Here is a 17,572-nt window from a genome sequence, read left to right as displayed (position 1 = left end):
GCGCTCAGACCAGCTGTTTCACGGACATCAGCAGGTGCCGGTGGGTCCCGGGCGCGTCCGCGGCGCCCAGCAGCGCCCGCTGTCCCGTCCCCAGCAGCTCGACCCGCAACGTCGGCGCCTCGAAGGAGGCCAGCGCGTCCAGCAGATACGCCGGGTTGAAGGCCACGGTCACCTCCTCGGCGCCGGTCAGTCCGGCGGGCAGCCGCTGCGTGGCCACGTCGTCGCCGTACCCGGCCCGCAGCAGGACGGACCCGGCCGAGAAGTCCAGCCGTACCGGGCTGTTCGCCTCCGCCACCACCGCGACCCTGCGCACGGCCTCCGTCAGTGCCGCGCTTTCCACCTCGGCGACCGCGGCCCCCGCCATGTCGAACAGCTTCCCGTAGGCCGGCAGCCGTCCGTCCAGCCGCCGTACCACCGTCCGCGTCCGCCCGCCCTCGAACCCGACCGGGCCGCTCCCCGAGGCCCCGTCGAGCCCGATCCGGACCACTCCGCACCGGGCCAGCGACCGGCTGACGTCCAGCAGCCGCCGGGCCGGCACGAGCGCCTCCGTCACCTTTTCGCCGGCCGCCTGCGGCTTCCACTCCAGCCGCCGTACCGCGTACCGGTAGCGGTCCGACGCGGACAGTGTCATCTCATCGCCGTCGAGGCGCAGTTGGACGCCCGTCAGCACCGGGAGCGTGTCGTCGCGGCCCGCGGCCACCGCGACCTGGGCGACGGCGGCGGCGAACGCGGCCGCGTCCACGGTGCCGTACGCCCCCGGCGGTGCGGGCGGGGTGGGGTACTCCTCGCGCGGCAGCGTCGACAGGCCGAATCCGGTGCCGCCCGCCTCGACCGTGAACCGGGTGCCGTCCAGGGCGCAGCTCACCGGCCCGTCCGGCAGCACCTTGCAGATGTCGAGGAGCCGGCGGCCCAGCACCAGCACCCGGCCCGGGGCGCCCACCTCGGCGTCGGTCTCGATCCGCGCCGCCGTCTCGAAGTCGAACCCCGACACGGTCAGCCGGCCCGTCGCCGCGTCCAGCAGCAGCCCGCCCAGCACGGGTACGGGCGTACGGGCCGGCAGCGCGCGGGCCGCCCAGGCCACCGCCTCGACGAGGTCACCGCGGTCGATCCGGAACTCCATCAAAAAACCCCCTGCTCGCACCGGTCGTCGCGCGCAGGCTATGCGCCACCACCGACAACCGGCCCCGAGCAGGGGGAAGAGCGCGAGCACGCCGCGAGAAGACCGCGGCAGGGCCGCGGGAGGTTCAGTGCGCGGCGACCAGCGTCTCCCGGCGGGCCGCCCGCGTCCCGAACACCGTGATCGTCACGACGCCCAGCACCGCCAGGACACCCACGCCGACCGTGCCGGCCCAGCCGCCCGAGTGGAAGGCCAGCGCGCCGACCGTGGAGCCGGTGCTGGAGCCGATGTAGTACGCGGACTGGTAGAGGGCGGAGGCCTGCGCGCGGCCGGTCGTCGCCGTCTTGCCGACCGCCGAGGAGGCCACCGCGTGCCCCGCGAAGAAGCCCGCCGTGATCAGGACCAGGCCGAGCAGGACCAGGGCCAGCGAGTCCGCCAGCGACACCAGCAGCCCGGTGGCGGTGGTGCCGCCCGCCAGGTACAGCGCGCCGCGCCGGCCGAGGCGGCCGACCAGCCGGCCCGCCGTCGACGCCGACACCGTGCCCACCAGGTACACCAGGAAGATCGACCCGACGATGCCCTGGGGAAGGGAGAACGGCGCCTCGGTCAGCCGGTAGCCGATCACCGTGTACACGCCGCCGAAGACGGTCATGAACAGCGCGCCGATCGCGTACAGACGGCACAGCAGCGGGTCGGCGAGGTGCTCACGGACCGTGCCGATCAGGACGCGCGGAGCCAGTGAACCGGCCTTGAAGTGCCGGGGCGCCGGCAGCAGCAGCCGGAAGGCGATCGCGCAGGCCACCGCGAGGGCGCCGATCACCCCGACGGCCACCCGCCAGCCCCACTCCTGCGCGACCCAGCCGGTGATGACCCGGCCGCTCATCCCGCCGACGCTGTTGCCCGCCACGAACAGGCCGATCGCCGTGACGAGCGCCTTCGGCCGGACCTCCTCGGCGAGATACGCGGTAGCCGACGCCGGGAGACCGGCCAGCGCCGCGCCCTGCACCGCCCGCAGCACGACCAGCGTGCCCAGGGAGGGCGCGAACGGGACCAGCACGCCCACGCCGACCGCGACGCCCAGCGAGGCCGTCATGACCGTACGGCGGCCGTAGCGCTCCGACAGGGCGCTCATGGGGAGCACGAACAGCGCCAGTCCGCCGGTCGCCGCCGCGACCGTCCAGCTCGCCTGACTCGCCGTCACCCCGAAGTCGCCGGAGATCAGCGGCAGGAGCGCCTGCGTGGAGTACAGCAGGGCGAAGGTGGCCACACCGGCGAGGAAGAGAGCGAAGCTCATCCGGCGATAGCCGGGGCCGCCGGGGGTCAGACGGGAGTCGGAGGAGACGGGGACGAAGGACGTGGCGCCCACGATCGTGGACGCCCCGGTACTGGCGGGAGACATGCCTCGAAGTTACGTACGCCCCCGCTCATCCGTCCAATGCATGGAATCGTCATAATCGTTCCCATGGTGCATCAGCAGAGGTCAGAGGCTCGCCTGTCACCGTCCGGTGACACAGAAGACACGGCGGCCATGGCGAGGACGCTGGCTCCCAGGCTCGCGTACTTCGCCGGAGTCGCCCGTACCGAGCACGTCACGCGCGCCGCGCAGGAGATGCAGGTCCCGCAGTCGACGCTGTCCCGGGCCATGGTCCGCCTCGAACAGGACCTGGGCGTCGACCTGTTCGCCCGCCACGGCCGCACGGTCTCCCTCACCCCCGCCGGTCGCACCTTCCTCGCCTCCGTCGAGCGCGCCCTCGGCGAGATCGAGCGGGCCGCCGACGAGGTCAGGGCCGACGCCGACGCGGCCACCGGCAAGGTCGCCTTCGGCTTCCTGCACACCATGGGCGCCGAGACCGTCCCCGGGCTGATCCACGCCTTCCGCGCCGATCACCCGCGCGTCCGCTTCAGCCTGGTCCAGAACTACGGCGAGGCGATGCTGGAGCGGCTGCGGGCGGGGGAGCTGGACCTCTGTCTGACCTCCCCGGTCCCGGACGCCCCCGACCTGGTGGCCCGCCGCCTCGACGAGCAGAAGCTGCGCCTGGTCGTCCCCGCCGACCACCGTCTGGCCGCCCGCAGACGGGTTCGTCTCGCCGAGGCCGCCGACGAGACGTTCGTGACCCTGGAACCGGGCTACGGACTGCGCCGCATCACCGACGACCTCTGCAAGGAGGCCGGTTTCCGGCCCCGGATCGCCTTCGAGGGCGAGGAGGCGGAGACCCTGCGCGGACTGGTGGCGGCGGGGCTGGGCGTGGCGCTGCTGCCGCCGCCCGCGGTGGCCCGTCCGGGGGTGGTGGAGCTGACGGTCACGGCCCCGAGAGCCGCCCGCGAGATCGGTGTGGCCTGGCTGGACGGGCACCCGGACACCCCTCCCGTGGCGGCCTTCAAGAAGTTCCTGCTGTCCAGGAGGGGCAACCTGCTGCCGAACTGAGGGCCGCCCCTCAGCGGCGGCCCGGGCGCCGTAACGAGGTGCCGAACCCCACGGCCAACGGCATTCGCAGCCCCAGCGGCGGCGGGGCGGCCAGCGCGTCCTCCACCGGCCGGGAGAGCGCCCGGCCGAACAGCGCGCCCATGACGAAGTCCTCGGCCAGCGCCAGCACTTCACCGCGGTACTGATGCAGCCCGTGGCCGTCGGAGTGCACCTCGAACCGGCACACGTCCCGGTTCGCCTTCTTCGCCCGTGCCGCGAGCCGGAACGACAGTTCGGGGTCGCAGCGCTCGTCGTTCGTGCCGTGCACGATCAGCACCCGACGCCCCGCCAGCTGCTTCACCGGTTCGGGTGGGGCGGCCATGTCCTCCTCCGGCAGCCAGGGAGCGATCGCCAGCACGGAGTTGACGGCCTCGTGACCGCCCGCCCGCAGTGCGGCCCGCGCGCCCATGTCGACGCCGGTCAGGCACACGGGGACGTCCCCGTAACGCCGTACGGCCTCGTCGGCCGCCCAGGACGCGTCGGCCGCGAGATGCGCCTCGCTGCCGTTCCAGCCGCGGTAGCGGTAGTGCACGGCGTGGACGGCCAGGCCCTCCTCGCGTCCCGCCCGGGCCAGCTTGCGCCCCAGCCCCCGCACGGAGGCGGCCGCCCACACGGCGGACGGTCTCCGGCTGGACACCTCCTCGCCGCCCGGGAGCAGCAGCACCACCCCGCTCACCGCTGTCGGCGCGGGGCCGAGCGCCTTCCCCAGCCGGACCGTCCGAACCGGCGTCACATCCTGTGCCATGACAGAACAGTGTCAGAAGCGCCGTTGTACTCCACCTGTCCGGGCGGTCACCGTTACGTATCGGCGGAGTTGTACAGCGCGCCATCTACGCGCGTAGGAGTTAGAGTGCGGAAATGACGAGCCAGAGCACCCAGGCGGGCATCACCCCGAGCTCGGACCAGATCCGGCGGGCACCCAAGGTTCTGCTGCACGACCATCTCGACGGCGGGCTGCGTCCCGGCACGATCGTCGACCTCGCCCGGGACGCCGGGTATGCCCAACTCCCGGAGACCGACCCCGACAAGCTCGGCATCTGGTTCCGGGAGGCCGCCGACTCCGGCTCGCTGGAACGGTACCTGGAGACCTTCTCGCACACCGTCGGCGTGATGCAGACCCGCGACGCGCTCGTCCGGGTCGCCCGCGAGTGCGCCGAGGACCTCGCCGAGGACGGTGTCGTCTACGCCGAGGTGCGCTACGCGCCCGAGCAGCACCTCGACGGCAGGCTGAGCCTCGAAGAGGTCGTGGAGGCCGTCAACGAAGGCTTCCGGGAGGGCGAGCGGGCGGCCCGGCGCAACGGGCACCGCATCCGCGTCGGCGCCCTGCTCACCGCCATGCGGCACGCGGCCCGCGCCCTGGAGATCGCCGAACTCGCCAACCGCTACCGGGATCTCGGGGTCGTGGGCTTCGACATCGCGGGCGCCGAGGCGGGCTTCCCGCCCACCCGGCACCTCGACGCCTTCGAGTACCTGAAGCGCGAGAACAACCACTTCACCATCCACGCCGGCGAGGCCTTCGGGCTGCCGTCGATCTGGCAGGCCCTCCAGTGGTGCGGAGCCGACCGGCTCGGCCACGGGGTGCGCATCATCGACGACATCGAGATCGCCGCCGACGGCAGCGTGAAGCTCGGCCGGCTCGCCTCCTACGTCCGCGACAAGCGCATCCCGCTGGAGCTGTGCCCCAGCTCCAACCTCCAGACCGGAGCGGCCGCCTCCTACGCCGAGCACCCCATCGGCCTGCTGCGCCGGCTCCACTTCCGGGCCACCGTCAACACGGACAACCGTCTGATGTCCGGCACCAGCATGAGCCGGGAATTCGAGCACCTTGTCGACGCGTTCGGCTACACGCTCGACGATCTCCAGTGGTTCTCTGTCAATGCTATGAAGTCAGCATTCATTCCTTTCGATGAACGGCTTGCCATGATCAGTGACGTGATCAAGCCCGGTTATTCCGAGCTGAAGTCCGAATGGCTGTTCCAGCAGACCGCCTCCACCAGCGGTTCTGCGGTCACGGACGACTGAGTAGCGGTTTTTCGGGGCGCGAAGTGCGGGCGGGTGTTCACCATCCGTCCGCATTTCAATGTTTGCCGCCGACCCCTCTCCGTGTTTACGGTCGAGAACCGCTCAGTTCCCCGTATCCCATTCGAGGACGCATTCATCATGAAGCAGTCTGCTGCCAAGACCCTCGGTGTCGCCGCTCTCGGTGCCGCCTTCGCCGCCGTCGGTGCGGGCGCCGCGAACGCCGCCCCCGCCGTCCCGGACGCCACGCAGGCCCTGGACGGTGTCACCAGGACGCTGCCCGCGGAGAAACTGACCTCGGCGCTGCCCGCGGCCGGTGAGGTGCTGACGCAGGCCCAGCCGGCGCTCGGCGCGGGCCTGACCGCCGCCCAGCCGGTCGCCGGGAAGCTGCTCGCCGAGGGGCCGACCGCGCCCGTCGCCGGTCTGCTCGGCGGTCTGCCGCTCAAGGGCCTGCCGACGCACGGCCTGCCGCTGAACGGCATCCCGCTGGGCTGAAGGCGCCGGCCGTCACGCACGACACGCCGTCGGGGCACACCCGGAAACACCGGGCGCGCCCCGACGGCGTTGCTGTGGACGGCCGTCACCAGGCCGTGCGCGCCGCCTTGTCCTCCGACGGCAGCAGGACCCACAGCGCTATGTAGAGCAGGAACTGCGGGCCGGGCAGCAGACAGGAGAGCACGAAGATCACGCGCATCGTGGTCGCGGAGGTGCCGAAGCGCCGGGCCAGCGCGGCGCACACTCCGCCGATCATGCGGCCGTTGGTGGGGCGGGCGAGGCTGGACATCTGCGGCTCCTTCGCGAGCGTCTGCCGGAGCGGCCCCTACGGCCGCTCCATCTGTCTTCCACGCTACGGTGACGAAGGGGACGAAGCGTCGCTCTACGGTGCGACCCCGACCCTGGTAATCCTCGGGGTCAGACCCTGAGCGGACTCCTCCTGGCGGACCGTGGCACGCCCCCGGTGCTCGTCCCTGCGGCGCAGCCACGCGCGCACCGCCGGCACCACCGCGACGTGCGCCAGCGCCACGCCCAGGGTGTTCAGCAGCATCGAGTCGACGTCCACGACCTGACCGGGCACCCCGGTCTGCAACAGCTCGATGCCCAGCGACAGCAGGGCCCCCGCCGTGACCGTACGGATCAGGGAGGCGAGCGGCGAGACCCGGAGCCTGCCGTGCACCAGCGGCAGCAGAAAGCCCAGCGGGGCCAGCAGCCCCAGCCCCTCACCGATCCGCCGGGCCGCCTCGGGCCAGCCCAGTCTCAGGTCGGCCTGGATCCCGTCGAACGGATGGAGGTTGGCCGGCACCACCCAGGGGACGTTCAGCGGGCGCAGCGCGACCCAGACGACGAACACGAGGTGGGCGGCCAGGAGGAGAGTCCCGGTCGCGCGGATGCGGATCGCGGCGCTGCCGCCGATGGAGCCTTGACGCTGCACGCCCCCCAAGACGCGCCCCCCGGCACGATCGGTTCCGGCCCGCCCCCCGACACCCGCACGAGTCACCGGCCACGCCCGGCCGCCACCGCCCCCGAAAGACGGTGACCTGCGACGACCACGGGCACCGGGCACGGCATGAGGCATCCGCCACATCGGCCGGACCCCGGACCCGGCTCAGCCGCTGTCGGTGACCGTCGACGACGGGGGCTCCGCACTGCCGGGGCGGGAGCGGACCTCGTCGGTGCACTCGTAGCGGCGCAGCGGGTCGGAGCCGGGGCCGCCCAGGACCACCGAGCCGTTGCCCTCGGCCGCCGCCGAGTCGGAGAACGTACAGACGAGCTGGGCGAGGGCGTACGAGGTCAGGTCCCCGGGCTGGGCGCTCAGCCGCAGCGCGTCGTCGGGGTCCCCCGCACCGGGCCCGCCGACCGTCATGCCGCCGCGCACGTCCGTCGTGTACCCGGCCTCCTTCTCGCCCGCCGACGGCGACTCGGCGAGCTGGTCGAGCAGGCCCTGCGCCACCAGCACCCGCCGCTTGAAGTCCGCCGCGCCGTCCGGCACCCGCACGGACCGGTCGACGGCCACCAGCGACGAACCGCACAGCAGGAACACCTGCACCGGCACGCCCGCCCGGGCGGACTGTGAGGTCACGTCCGGCTCGGTGAGCGAGCAGCGCGCCCGGGAGGGCGCGGGCCCGAAGTCGGTCGGCACCTCGGTCGACCGGATCCCGCAGCCGGCGAGCAGACCGGCCAGGCCGGCCAGCACGGGCACGAGCAGCCGTCGTACCGACGCACGGCGCATGGTCACTACGCGTCCCCCTTGTCCTGCACGGTCTTCCCGGACTGCACGGGCGTGGACGGGACGGACCGCGCCGACCGCACGGCCTGCTCGTCCTCCTCACCGCCTTGGTCCGCCGCCTCCAGGACGCCCCGGGGCAGCCGCAGCGTGAACACCGCACCGCCCTCGGGGGAGTTGGCGGCGGTGATCTCGCCACCGTGGATGTGGGCGTTCTCCAGGGCGATGGACAGGCCGAGCCCGCTGCCCTCGGAGCGCGGCCGGGAGGCGCTCGCCTTGTAGAACCGGTCGAAGACGTGCGGCAGCACCTCCTCGGGGATGCCGGGCCCGTGGTCGCGCACGGAGATGACGACCGCGTCGTCCGCCGCCGACACCGACACCCGCACCGGCGAACCGCCGTGCTTGAGCGCGTTGCCGATGAGGTTGGCGAGGATCACGTCCAGACGGCGCGGGTCGAGCAGCGCGTGGATGCCGCGCTCGGCGTCCAGGTCGACCGCGTCCAGCCAGGCCCGGGCGTCGATGCAGTGGGTGATCTGGTCGGCCACGTCGACGTCGTCCAGGACCAGCCGCGCCGTACCGGCGTCGAAGCGGGTGACCTCCATCAGGTTCTCGACGAGGTTGTTCAGCCGCCGTGTCTCGCTGACCACCAGCCGCACCGCGGGCTCGATCATCGGGTCGATGCTGCCCGACTCGGCGTCCAGCTCCTCCTCCAGCACCTCCGCGACGGTGGTGATGGCGGTCAGCGGCGTCCGCAGCTCGTGCGACATGTCGGCGACGAACCGCCGCGAGGCGTTTTCCCGCGCGGCCATGTCGGCGACCCGCTTCTCCAGGGACTCGGCCGCCCGGTTGAACGTCCGGGACAGATCGGCGAGTTCGTCCGTCCCGGACACCCGCAGCCGGGTGTCGAACCGGCCCTCGCCGAGCCGTCGCGCCGCGACGCCCAGCCGGTGCACCGGCTTCAGCACGGTCGTCCCGGCGGCCTGCGCGAGCAGCGCGGCCCCGATGAGCGCGAGGCCGGTGGCGATCCCCAGCGACCAGGCCAGCGAGTTGAGGTCCTTGGCCTCCGGCTCCAGCGACTTGCGCATGTATCCGGTCGGCCCGCCCCCGATCATCTTCGTCCCGGCCACCAGATACGGCGTCCCGTGGTCGACGACCCGCTGCCAGTACAGGTGGTACGGCGACTTGTTGCCGCCCGTGACGTCCTGCTGTTTGTTCACCGCCGTACGCAGCGACCCGGGCACGTCCTCCAGCGAGAACCCGTTCAGCCCGCCCGAGTTGCCGTAGACGGTCGTGCCGCTCGAGTCCTCGCCCACCAGCAGCACGCTGAAGCGCTGGCTGCTGTTGGCCATCTGCCCGGCGGTGTGCTGGAGCTCGTCCTGCGAGGGATCCTCGGGCAGCAAACCCGCCCGGTTCTGCATCTCCTGCTCGAAGTCCCGCAGCACCGCGCCCTGGGTACGGGTCAGCACGGCCTCGCGGTTCAGCCAGTACGCGATGCCGGACGCGGACACGGCCGCGGTCAGCGCCACCGCCCCGAAGACGACGACGAGCCGCAGCCGCAGGCTGGTGAAACGCAGCCCCGAAAGTCTTCCCTTACGCGCCGCGGACCAGCCGCGGAGCCCCCCTGCCGGCTGTGTCACTGAGGGGCGTCCAGGCGATAGCCGACGCCGCGCACGGTACGGATCAGGACCGGGGACGACGGCACGTCCTCCACCTTGGCCCGCAGCCGCTGGACACAGGCGTCCACCAGCCGTGAGTCGCCCAGGTAGTCGTGCTCCCACACCAGCCGCAGCAACTGCTGCCGGGACAGCGCCTGCCCAGGGCGCCGGCTCAGTTCGAGCAGCAGCCGCAGTTCGGTCGGCGTGAGCTGGAGGTCCTCGCCGTTCTTCGTCACCGTCATCGCCGCGCGGTCGATGACGAGACTGCCGAACGTCGCCGAGTCGGTCGACTCGCGCTCTCCGCGCCGCAGCACGGCCCGGATCCGGGCGTCCAGCACCCGGCCCTGCACGGGTTTGACGACGTAGTCGTCGGCGCCGGACTCCAGCCCGACGACCACGTCGATGTCGTCGCTGCGCGCGGTCAGCAAGATGATCGGCAGTTGGTCGGTGCGCCGGATGCGCCGGCACACCTCGAAACCGTCGATGCCGGGCAGCATCACGTCCAGCACGATGAGATCCGGCCGCTGCTCGCGCAGCAGCTTCAGACCGTCCTCACCGCTGGCAGCGGTGGCCACCCGGTGTCCCTGGCGCGTCAGTGAGAGCTCCAGGGCCGTACGGATGGCGTCGTCGTCCTCGATCAGCAACAGGGAAGGCACGGGCTCATTCTGGCCCATGAGGGGGCTGTCGTTCGACCTGTGGGGCGGTGGTGAGACGCAAGAGGGAGATGGTTTCGGCGGCACGGACCGCGTGCAGGAGGTCGGACACATCCTGCGAACGCCTGCGCCCGGACCGCACATCCGTGCGGTACACAACCCGCGGACCTGCGGTTTCGACGAGCCGGAGCAGCTCCTCGCGGGTGCGCAGACCGAGGTGTTCGGCCAGTTCGGACAGGACCGGCCGGCCCTCCCCGCCGGGCCTCAGGTGCTCCCGAGACCTGCCAGGAACCCGCACAGCATCCTGCCGTCCTCGTCGTAGACCCCCGGTTCGAGAGCGGCGTTGGGCCGGCCGGGCAGCCACGGCGGATCGCAGAGACGACGGGATCGGCCCGGCGGGGCGCGACGCCGCCGGCCGGACCGACCCCGCCCGGATACGGCCCCGTGACCACCTCGATCCGCCCGGCCGGCCCGAGCCGCCGGGCGCGGTCGACGGCGCCTGGGTGACGTCCGTTCCCACCACCCGGCCGACGCCGCGCCGGGCCGGCGCCGCCGCGAGGACGCCGGTGCCGGTGCGGCGTCCCGCGGTGACCTGCGCGGACCGAGCCGGCCGCCCTACTGCGGACGCCTGTGCGCGGCCTGTGGTGTTGCCGTGACAGGCCCCTGTGACAGGTCTGTGACAGTCGGCGGACACGGCGATGAAGTGGCCCGGGCAATCTTTTGGTCACGGGCAAGGCGACGCGGAACGACAGCGGAACCGGACCGGAGCGAGAGACCGAACACCGGTAAGTCCACGACGGGGGGCGCGAGATGAACACGCTGCACGGTATGAGCACCAACGCAGTCGCAGTCGTCACGCGTCTGCACGACGTGAACCGGGGTTCCGAGAAGTCCGGCGCCGTGAGCGGGCGGGGGTGCGCTCGCGGCGCCGGGCGTCAGCACTCCACCTTCATGACGGTGGTCGACACGGGGGAACAGGCGGCTCACGGGGGAGCCGCGTACAGGGAGGACACGGGGGAGCGTCGCTCACTGACCGAGGCGGAGTTCACCGCCTACGTCCAGGAGCGCCGCGCCTCCCTGTACGCAACCGCCTACCACCTCACCGGCGACCGCTTCGAGGCCGAGGACCTGCTCCAGAGCGCGCTGTTCTCGACGTACCGGGCGTGGGACCGGATCAGCGACAAGGCCGCGGTCGGCGGATACCTCCGCCGGACGATGACCAACCTGCACATCAGCGCGTGGCGCCGCCGCAAGCTGAACGAGTACCCGACCGAGGAGCTGCCGGAGACGGCCGGCGACACGGACGCGATGCGCGGCACCGAGCTGCGCGCCGTCCTGTGGCAGGCGCTGGCCCGGCTCCCCGAACTCCAGCGGACGATGCTGGTCCTGCGCTACTACGAGGGCCGCACCGACCCGGAGATCGCGGAGATCCTCGACATCAGTGTCGGCACGGTGAAGTCCAGCATCTGGCGGTCGCTCCGCCGGCTGCGCGAGGACGAGGTCCTCACCTTCGGCCGTGACGAGGAGGACGCCTTCGGGGAGCTTGTCGCCTGAGGGTGAACGGGGGAAGGGCCCGGCTCAGCTCAGGGGAGCCGGTGAACGGGGGAAACACGGGGGAAGCGGTACCGGGGGGCCCGACGGGGGACGTTGGGGAGCGGTACCGCGCAAGCACGGGGGAAGCACCACCCCGGGGGGACACGGGGAGCACCGAGGAAGCGGGGCTGGGGGGCCGGGGGGTCCGTCCAGTCCCGCTTCTGCGTGCCGCCCGCCGCGCTGTGGGCGGCCTCTAGACGGCCGTACGCGCCGTCGGGGCGAGGCGGCCCGCCGCCGCTGCCGCGAGGCGGCCCATGGCCTCGTCGCGGTCGCAGGCGTGCGCCCCGAGCGCGGACTGGCGGGCGACGATGGAGCGTTCGGCGCGCATCAGGCGCCAGCCGCGGCGCAGCAGGAAGGGCGCCGACTTGCGGCCCTCCTTCAGATCGCGCAGGAAACGCCGGCGGAAGGTCTTCACCGGGCCGCGGCTCAGGCACAGCGCGTCGGCCAGGACGCCCAGTTCGCGGCACCGGTTCACGATCTCGGCGGCGAAGATGCCCTCCGCGATGAACAGCGGGGTCCGTCCGATGTCGATCGCGTCCGCGCCGGTGCGCGCGCTGAGCGAGATGTCGTAGACGGGAACGTTCGTACGGCCCGTGCCGCACAGTTCCACGATCGAGGCGACGGCCGTGTCCGCGTCCCACGATCCGGGGTGGTCCCAGTCGATGTCGGAGCTCCCGGCTACCAGCGGCAGCGTCGGGTCGTCGCCCTCTTTGTAGAAGTCGTCGAGCCGCAGCACCGGGAGGCCGGAGCGGGCGGCGAGCAGGGACTTGCCGGAGCCGGAAGGGCCGCAGAGCAGCACGACTCGGGTCGGTATGGGCGGAGGGGAGGTCACGGGACACCAGTGTGCGGCATTCCCCCGGCCGTCAACGACCCCGCGGGTCGGCTTTGATGCGCGCGTCACACCTCAACTACCCTTCGTGTCGACCTGATCACCTTGCGCATCAGAAGGCGGCATCGCGATGGCCCGACACGCTTCTCCCCAGACCTCCACCGGCCGGCGCGCCCTCGCCGCCCTCGCGACCGCCGGGGTGGCGCTGGGCGCCGGCGCCGGAACCGCCGCCGCGGCCACCGGCGAGCCGGTCACCGACGTGGTGCGGACGAGGCCCACCTCGGTCGGTCACCTCGATCCCCAGGCGGGCGTGCAGGGGGCGCTCGGCTCCCTGACGTACGTCACCGGCGCCGTCTCCGGCCTCAAGCCCAACCCCCTCGCGGGCACCGGCGTCGACCCCCTCGACAACGGCGTCGGCACCCAGCTCGCCGACTTCAAGCCGCTGACCTCCCAGATGCTCACCGGGCCGGTGGCGCAGGCGCAGTCCATCGGCTCGATCCCGGTGCTGGGCGAGGTGACGAAGGTGCTCGGCGGCTGAAGACGCCCCGCACGGCCTTCGGCACACGGACGGAAGCCGCGCCGCCCCCGGACGGAGGGGTGGCGCGGCTTCCGCGTCCTGGGGTCAGGTGACCTGACCTAGTACGACGAGCCCGAGGCGCCCAGTGAACCCGTGGGGTGCCAGACCGTCTTCGTCTCCAGGAAGGCCGTCATGCGGTCGATGCCCGGCGTCGCCGACCAGTCGTCCACAGGCTGTGGACGAAGAACGCGCTTCAGGTTGTCGGCCGCCGCGATCTCCAGCTCCTTCGCCAGCACGTCGTCGGCGCCCGCGAGGTCGATCGCGTTGACGTCCTGGTGGGCGGCGAGGGGCGCCGCGATCTCCGCCGTACGGCCGGAGAGGACGTTGACGACTCCGCCGGGCACGTCGGAGGTGGCCAGCACCTCGCCGAGCGACAGCGCCGGCAGCGGGGAGCGCTCGCTCGCGATCACGATCGCCGTGTTGCCGGTGGCGATCACCGGGGCGAGGACCGAGACCAGCCCCAGGAAGGACGACTCCTGCGGGGCCAGGACCGCGACCACGCCCGTCGGTTCGGGCGAGGAGAGGTTGAAGTACGGGCCCGCGACCGGGTTTCCGCCGCCCAGGACCTGGGCGATCTTGTCGGTCCAGCCCGCGTACCAGACCCAGCGGTCGATCGTCGCCTCGACCTGTTCCGCGGCCCTGGACTTCGACAGACCCTCGGCGTCGGCGACCTCGTGGACGAACTGGCCCTTGCGACCCTCCAGCATCTCCGCGACGCGGTAGAGGATCTGACCCCGGTTGTACGCCGTCGCCCCGGACCAGCCGCCGAACGCCTTGCGCGCGGCGACGACCGCGTCACGGGCGTCCTTGCGGGAGGACTGCGGCGCGTTGGCCAGCCACTTGCCCTTTGCGTCGGTCACCTCGTACACCCGGCCGCTCTCGGAACGCGGGAACTTCCCGCCGACGTACAGCTTGTAGGTCTTGAACACGCCGAGTCGCTGCTGCTGCTCGGTCTTGTCGCTCTTATCGGACATCGAGGTACGCCTCCAGGCCGTGGCGGCCGCCCTCGCGGCCGAAGCCCGACTCCTTGTAGCCGCCGAAAGGCGACGTCGGGTCGAACTTGTTGAACGTGTTGGACCAGATCACGCCCGCGCGGAGCTTGCTCGCCACCGCGAGGATGCGGGAGCCCTTCTCCGTCCAGATGCCGGCCGACAGGCCGTACGGCGTGTTGTTGGCCTTGGCGACGGCCTCCTCCGGCGTGCGGAAGCTGAGGACCGACAGGACCGGGCCGAAGATCTCGTCGCGGGCGACGGTGTGCGCCTGGGTGACGTTCGTGAAGAGAGTCGGGGCGAACCAGTAGCCGGATGTCGGCAGTTCGCAGGCCGGGGACCAGCGCTCGGCGCCCTCCGCCTCGCCCTGCTCGACGAGCGAGGTGATGCGCGAGAGCTGCTCGGCGGAGTTGATCGCGCCGATGTCGGTGTTCTTGTCGAGCGGGTCGCCGAGCCGGAGGGTGGCGAGGCGGCGCTTCAGCGACTCCAGCAGCTCGTCCTGGATCGACTCCTGGACGAGGAGCCGGCTGCCCGCGCAGCAGACCTGGCCCTGGTTGAAGAAGATGCCGCTGACGATGCCCTCGACGGCCTGGTCGATCGGCGCGTCGTCGAAGACGATGTTGGCGCCCTTGCCGCCCAGTTCGAGCGTGACCTTCTTGTGCGAGCCCGCGACCTGCCGGGCGATCGCCTTGCCGACGGCGGTGGAGCCGGTGAAGGCGACCTTGTTCACGTCCGGGTGCGCGACCAGCGCGGCGCCCGCGTCGCCGTAGCCGGGGAGGATGTTGACGACGCCCCTGGGCAGGCCCGCCTGGCGGCAGATGTCCGCGAAGAACAGGGCGGACAGAGGGGTGGTCTCGGCCGGCTTCAGGACGACCGTGTTGCCGGTCGCGAGCGCCGGGGCGATCTTCCACGCCAGCATCAGGAGGGGGAAGTTCCAGGGGATGACCTGGCCGGCCACACCGAGGGGCCGCGGCGAGGCGCCGAAGCCGGCGTGGTCGAGCTTGTCCGCCCAGCCCGCGTAGTAGAAGAAGTGCGCGGCGACCAGGGGCAGGTCGGCGTCGCGCGTCTCCTTGATCGGCTTGCCGTTGTCCAGCGTCTCCAGGACGGCCAGTTCGCGGCTGCGTTCCTGGATGATCCGGGCGATGCGGAACAGGTACTTGGCGCGCTCGGCGCCCGGCAGCGCGGACCACTTCCCGAAGGCCTTGCGGGCGGCCCGCACGGCACGGTCGACGTCCGCCTCGCCCGCCTGGGCGATCTCGGAGAGGACCTCCTCGGTGGACGGCGAGACGGTCTTGAAGACCTTGCCCTCGGCCGCCTCGGTGAACTCACCGTCGATGAACAGGCCGTAGGAGGGGGCGATGTCGACGACCGAGCGGGACTCGGGGGCCGGAGCGTACTCGAATGCGGATGCAGTCGTGGATGCCATGGTGATCAGTCCACCGTCACGTAGTCGGGGCCGGAGTAGCGGCCGGTGGCCAGCTTCTGACGCTGCATCAGCAGGTCGTTCAGGAGCGAGGAGGCGCCGAAGCGGAACCAGTGGTTGTCCAGCCAGTCCTCGCCCGCGGTCTCGTTGACCAGGACGAGGAACTTGATCGCGTCCTTGGTGGTGCGGATGCCGCCGGCGGGCTTCACGCCGACCTGGACGCCGGTCTGGGCGCGGAAGTCACGCACGGCCTCCAGCATCAGGAGGGTGTTCGCGGGGGTGGCGTTGACGGCGACCTTACCGGTCGAGGTCTTGATGAAGTCGGCGCCCGCGAGCATGCCGAGCCAGCTCGCCCGGCGGATGTTGTCGTACGTCGACAGCTCGCCCGTCTCGAAGATGACCTTCAGTCGGGCGGACGTCCCGCACGCCTCGCGCACGGCGGTGATCTCGTCGTACACCTTCAGGTACTTGCCCGCGAGGAACGCCCCGCGGTCGATGACCATGTCGATCTCGTCGGCGCCCGCGGCGATGGCGTCGCGGACGTCCGCGAGCTTCACCTCGAGGGCGGCGCGGCCGGCCGGGAAGGCGGTGGCGACGGAGGCGACCTTGACGCCGGAGCCGGCCACGGCCTCCTTGGCGGCGGCGACCATGTCCGGATACACGCAGACCGCGGCCGTGGACGGGGTCGTGCGGTCGGTCGGGTCGGGGCGGACCGCCTTCGCGCCGAGCGCCCGGACCTTGCCCGGGGTGTCCGCGCCTTCCAGCGTCGTCAGGTCGACCATCGAGATGGCGAGGTCGATGGCGTACGCCTTCGCGGTCGTCTTGATGGAACGGGTGCCGAGCGCGGCGGCGCGCGCCTCCAGGCCGACCGTGTCGACGCCGGGCAGCCCGTGGAGGAAGCGGCGCAGCGAGCCGTCGGACGCCGTGACGTCCGTGAGTGCGTCGGCTGCGGTAGGTGTATTGGTGGGCATGGTCACCAGACGAGCATATCTACGCGCGTAGCGGCTGTACACCCCGGCGGTTGCGTCCGTGCTCGTCGAGAACGGCGGGGCTGCGGACGAGCGGGCCGGCGGGCGTCGGGCAGAATCGGGGCCATGACGACCCCGGAAGACCAGTCACCCGCGCCGCAGCCTTCGGCACCCGAGACCAAGGACCGCGTCTACCGGTCGCCCGCGGGCATGGCCGGTGGCGTGCTGTTGCTGGGCCTGGTGGGCTGGCTCGGCCTCGACGCGATCTTCGTGGGCGAGGGGCGCACGCCGTGGCTGGCGCTCGCGGCGCTGATCCTGGCGGTGCCGCTGGTCGTCGCCTTCACGCTGCGGCCCGCCGTGTTCGCGGGCCAGGACCGGCTCCGGGTGCGCAATCCGTTCCGGGTGATCGTGCTGCCGTGGGGGCAGGTGGCCGCCCTGCGGTCCGGCTACTCCAACGAGATCGTCACCGCGTCGGGGAAGAAGTTCCAGCTGTGGTCCATCCCCGTCTCGCTGCGGGCGCGGAAGAAGGCGACCCGGCGGGAGTCCAAGGCGGCGGTGGAGCGGGCCGGTGGCACCGGCGGCCGGGACACCCGTGGCGGCAGTGGGTTCGGCGGGCTCGGCGGCCTCGGCGGCGGCCTGTCGCGTGGCGGCGGCGCCGTACCGGACGGGCCGGCGCGCGCCGAGACCGACCGGGTCATGGACGAGCTGCGGGAACTGTGGGAGACGCGCGAGAAGGAGGAGTCCGCGCAGGGCGAGGTGAGCGCGCGCTGGGCCTGGGAGATCCTGGGGCCGGCGGTCGCGGGGGCCGTGGTGCTGGGGATTCTGCTGGCCGTGGGCTGAGGACCCGGCGCCGGGTGTGGGCGAGGGCTCGGAGCTCGGGGCTCGGGGCTCGGGGCTCGGGGCCCGGGGTGGGCTGCTTGTGGGGTGCCGAAGTCCGGTGGGGCGGATCGTGATCGGTGTGGTGCCGATGATCACAGGGTCCTCCGTCATCATCGGCACGGGCCGCGGCCGTGACGGCCGTTCCGCGGGGCCGGAGATCTGGTGGGCAGGTAGGTCGGGGGAGC

At 72.3% G+C, this 17,572-nt stretch carries 18 protein-coding genes; 6 read left to right on the top strand and 12 right to left on the bottom strand.

Translation table 11 applies throughout. The features are described from left to right. Positions 1-4: 4 nt before the first annotated feature. Together dnaN and ACFWBD_RS12625 are read right to left on the bottom strand one after the other, a co-directional pair. Positions 5-1,120 (bottom strand): DNA polymerase III subunit beta, encoded by a 1,116-nt coding sequence (dnaN, locus tag ACFWBD_RS12630; RefSeq protein ID WP_385666205.1) that lies wholly within the window; start codon positions 1,118-1,120, stop codon positions 5-7. Between the two features lie 124 nt (positions 1,121-1,244). Beyond that, on the bottom strand, positions 1,245-2,516 hold the full coding sequence (locus ACFWBD_RS12625; protein WP_385666203.1) for an MFS transporter: 1,272 nt from the start codon (positions 2,514-2,516) through the stop codon (positions 1,245-1,247). Between the two features lie 63 nt (positions 2,517-2,579). Between ACFWBD_RS12625 and ACFWBD_RS12620 the strand changes: the two genes are divergently transcribed. Then, positions 2,580-3,542 (top strand): LysR substrate-binding domain-containing protein, encoded by a 963-nt coding sequence (locus ACFWBD_RS12620; RefSeq protein WP_385666201.1) that lies wholly within the window; start codon positions 2,580-2,582, stop codon positions 3,540-3,542. Between the two features lie 10 nt (positions 3,543-3,552). On the opposite strand, the gene ACFWBD_RS12615 is transcribed toward ACFWBD_RS12620, so the two are convergent. Further along, a complete protein-coding gene (locus tag ACFWBD_RS12615; protein WP_385666199.1) occupies positions 3,553-4,326 on the bottom strand; it encodes a prolyl oligopeptidase family serine peptidase in 774 nt (257 codons plus the stop codon). Positions 4,327-4,439: 113 nt separating this feature from the next. On the opposite strand from ACFWBD_RS12615, the gene ACFWBD_RS12610 reads away from it, so the two are divergent. Both ACFWBD_RS12610 and ACFWBD_RS12605 read left to right on the top strand, forming a co-directional pair. After that, the gene (locus ACFWBD_RS12610; RefSeq protein ID WP_385666198.1) at positions 4,440-5,603 is read left to right on the top strand and encodes an adenosine deaminase; all 1,164 of its coding nucleotides are present in this window, start codon (positions 4,440-4,442) and stop codon (positions 5,601-5,603) included. A 138-nt stretch (positions 5,604-5,741) separates the two neighbouring features. Then, positions 5,742-6,095 carry an ATP-binding protein gene (locus ACFWBD_RS12605; RefSeq protein ID WP_385666196.1) on the top strand — a complete coding sequence of 118 codons (354 nt, stop codon included), beginning with the start codon at positions 5,742-5,744 and terminating at the stop codon, positions 6,093-6,095. An 85-nt stretch (positions 6,096-6,180) separates the two neighbouring features. On the opposite strand, the gene ACFWBD_RS12600 is transcribed toward ACFWBD_RS12605, so the two are convergent. The 5 genes from ACFWBD_RS12600 to afsQ1 form a co-directional block, all read right to left on the bottom strand. Beyond that, positions 6,181-6,384, bottom strand: a complete 204-nt coding sequence (locus ACFWBD_RS12600) for a PspC domain-containing protein (protein WP_020131001.1) — start codon at positions 6,382-6,384, stop codon at positions 6,181-6,183. Positions 6,385-6,477: 93 nt separating this feature from the next. Next, positions 6,478-7,029 carry a VanZ family protein gene (locus tag ACFWBD_RS12595; RefSeq protein ID WP_385666194.1) on the bottom strand — a complete coding sequence of 184 codons (552 nt, stop codon included), beginning with the start codon at positions 7,027-7,029 and terminating at the stop codon, positions 6,478-6,480. 174 nt (positions 7,030-7,203) lie between these two features. Next, on the bottom strand, positions 7,204-7,827 hold the full coding sequence (locus ACFWBD_RS12590; protein WP_385666281.1) for a hypothetical protein: 624 nt from the start codon (positions 7,825-7,827) through the stop codon (positions 7,204-7,206). Positions 7,828-7,832: 5 nt separating this feature from the next. Continuing rightward, positions 7,833-9,458, bottom strand: a complete 1,626-nt coding sequence (locus tag ACFWBD_RS12585) for an ATP-binding protein (RefSeq protein WP_385666192.1) — start codon at positions 9,456-9,458, stop codon at positions 7,833-7,835. Next, positions 9,455-10,132, bottom strand: coding sequence for a two-component system response regulator AfsQ1 (gene afsQ1 / locus ACFWBD_RS12580; protein ID WP_385666191.1), 678 nt, complete (start codon positions 10,130-10,132; stop codon positions 9,455-9,457). Before afsQ1 ends, ACFWBD_RS12585 begins: the two co-directional genes overlap by 4 nt. Before the next feature lie 807 nt (positions 10,133-10,939). Here afsQ1 and ACFWBD_RS12575 point away from each other — a divergent pair. After that, on the top strand, positions 10,940-11,683 hold the full coding sequence (locus tag ACFWBD_RS12575) for a SigE family RNA polymerase sigma factor (RefSeq protein WP_385666190.1): 744 nt from the start codon (positions 10,940-10,942) through the stop codon (positions 11,681-11,683). 232 nt (positions 11,684-11,915) lie between these two features. Here the strand turns inward: ACFWBD_RS12575 and ACFWBD_RS12570 are convergent, their stop codons facing one another. Further along, positions 11,916-12,623, bottom strand: coding sequence for a uridine kinase (locus ACFWBD_RS12570; RefSeq protein ID WP_385666188.1), 708 nt, complete (start codon positions 12,621-12,623; stop codon positions 11,916-11,918). Positions 12,624-12,681: 58 nt separating this feature from the next. Here ACFWBD_RS12570 and ACFWBD_RS12565 point away from each other — a divergent pair, with 58 nt between their 5' ends. Next, positions 12,682-13,089, top strand: a complete 408-nt coding sequence (locus ACFWBD_RS12565; RefSeq protein ID WP_385666186.1) for a hypothetical protein — start codon at positions 12,682-12,684, stop codon at positions 13,087-13,089. A gap of 98 nt (positions 13,090-13,187) precedes the next feature. On the opposite strand, the gene ACFWBD_RS12560 is transcribed toward ACFWBD_RS12565, so the two are convergent. From ACFWBD_RS12560 to deoC, 3 genes are read right to left on the bottom strand one after another with little or no spacing between them, the layout of a single operon-like run. Further along, positions 13,188-14,102 (bottom strand): aldehyde dehydrogenase family protein, encoded by a 915-nt coding sequence (locus ACFWBD_RS12560; RefSeq protein ID WP_385666185.1) that lies wholly within the window; start codon positions 14,100-14,102, stop codon positions 13,188-13,190. Further along, positions 14,092-15,543 carry an aldehyde dehydrogenase family protein gene (locus ACFWBD_RS12555; RefSeq protein WP_385666183.1) on the bottom strand — a complete coding sequence of 484 codons (1,452 nt, stop codon included), beginning with the start codon at positions 15,541-15,543 and terminating at the stop codon, positions 14,092-14,094. Before ACFWBD_RS12555 ends, ACFWBD_RS12560 begins: the two co-directional genes overlap by 11 nt. A gap of 5 nt (positions 15,544-15,548) precedes the next feature. Continuing rightward, positions 15,549-16,511 (bottom strand): deoxyribose-phosphate aldolase, encoded by a 963-nt coding sequence (gene deoC, locus ACFWBD_RS12550; protein WP_385666279.1) that lies wholly within the window; start codon positions 16,509-16,511, stop codon positions 15,549-15,551. 123 nt (positions 16,512-16,634) lie between these two features. On the opposite strand from deoC, the gene ACFWBD_RS12545 reads away from it, so the two are divergent. After that, positions 16,635-17,348 (top strand): PH domain-containing protein, encoded by a 714-nt coding sequence (locus ACFWBD_RS12545; RefSeq protein ID WP_385666181.1) that lies wholly within the window; start codon positions 16,635-16,637, stop codon positions 17,346-17,348. Positions 17,349-17,572 lie beyond the last annotated feature (224 nt).

It is taken from the genome of Streptomyces sp. NPDC060002 (assembly GCF_042737245.1).
In the GTDB taxonomy this organism is placed as follows: Bacteria; Actinomycetota; Actinomycetes; order Streptomycetales; family Streptomycetaceae; genus Streptomyces.
This window is presented reverse-complemented; position numbering and strand designations above follow the sequence as displayed.

What these genes read in the sequence shown, in the direction of transcription:
- dnaN (WP_385666205.1), bottom strand. Translation starts at nt 1,120, where the DNA reads ATGGAGTTCCGGATCGACCGCGGTGACCTCGTCGAGGCGGTGGCCTGG.
- ACFWBD_RS12625 (WP_385666203.1), bottom strand. Translation starts at nt 2,516, where the DNA reads ATGTCTCCCGCCAGTACCGGGGCGTCCACGATCGTGGGCGCCACGTCC.
- ACFWBD_RS12620 (WP_385666201.1), top strand. Translation starts at nt 2,580, where the DNA reads ATGGTGCATCAGCAGAGGTCAGAGGCTCGCCTGTCACCGTCCGGTGAC.
- ACFWBD_RS12615 (WP_385666199.1), bottom strand. Translation starts at nt 4,326, where the DNA reads ATGGCACAGGATGTGACGCCGGTTCGGACGGTCCGGCTGGGGAAGGCG.
- ACFWBD_RS12610 (WP_385666198.1), top strand. Translation starts at nt 4,440, where the DNA reads ATGACGAGCCAGAGCACCCAGGCGGGCATCACCCCGAGCTCGGACCAG.
- ACFWBD_RS12605 (WP_385666196.1), top strand. Translation starts at nt 5,742, where the DNA reads ATGAAGCAGTCTGCTGCCAAGACCCTCGGTGTCGCCGCTCTCGGTGCC.
- ACFWBD_RS12600 (WP_020131001.1), bottom strand. Translation starts at nt 6,384, where the DNA reads ATGTCCAGCCTCGCCCGCCCCACCAACGGCCGCATGATCGGCGGAGTG.
- ACFWBD_RS12590 (WP_385666281.1), bottom strand. Translation starts at nt 7,827, where the DNA reads ATGCGCCGTGCGTCGGTACGACGGCTGCTCGTGCCCGTGCTGGCCGGC.
- ACFWBD_RS12575 (WP_385666190.1), top strand. Translation starts at nt 10,940, where the DNA reads ATGAACACGCTGCACGGTATGAGCACCAACGCAGTCGCAGTCGTCACG.
- ACFWBD_RS12565 (WP_385666186.1), top strand. Translation starts at nt 12,682, where the DNA reads ATGGCCCGACACGCTTCTCCCCAGACCTCCACCGGCCGGCGCGCCCTC.
- ACFWBD_RS12560 (WP_385666185.1), bottom strand. Translation starts at nt 14,102, where the DNA reads ATGTCCGATAAGAGCGACAAGACCGAGCAGCAGCAGCGACTCGGCGTG.
- ACFWBD_RS12555 (WP_385666183.1), bottom strand. Translation starts at nt 15,543, where the DNA reads ATGGCATCCACGACTGCATCCGCATTCGAGTACGCTCCGGCCCCCGAG.
- deoC (WP_385666279.1), bottom strand. Translation starts at nt 16,511, where the DNA reads ATGCCCACCAATACACCTACCGCAGCCGACGCACTCACGGACGTCACG.
- ACFWBD_RS12545 (WP_385666181.1), top strand. Translation starts at nt 16,635, where the DNA reads ATGACGACCCCGGAAGACCAGTCACCCGCGCCGCAGCCTTCGGCACCC.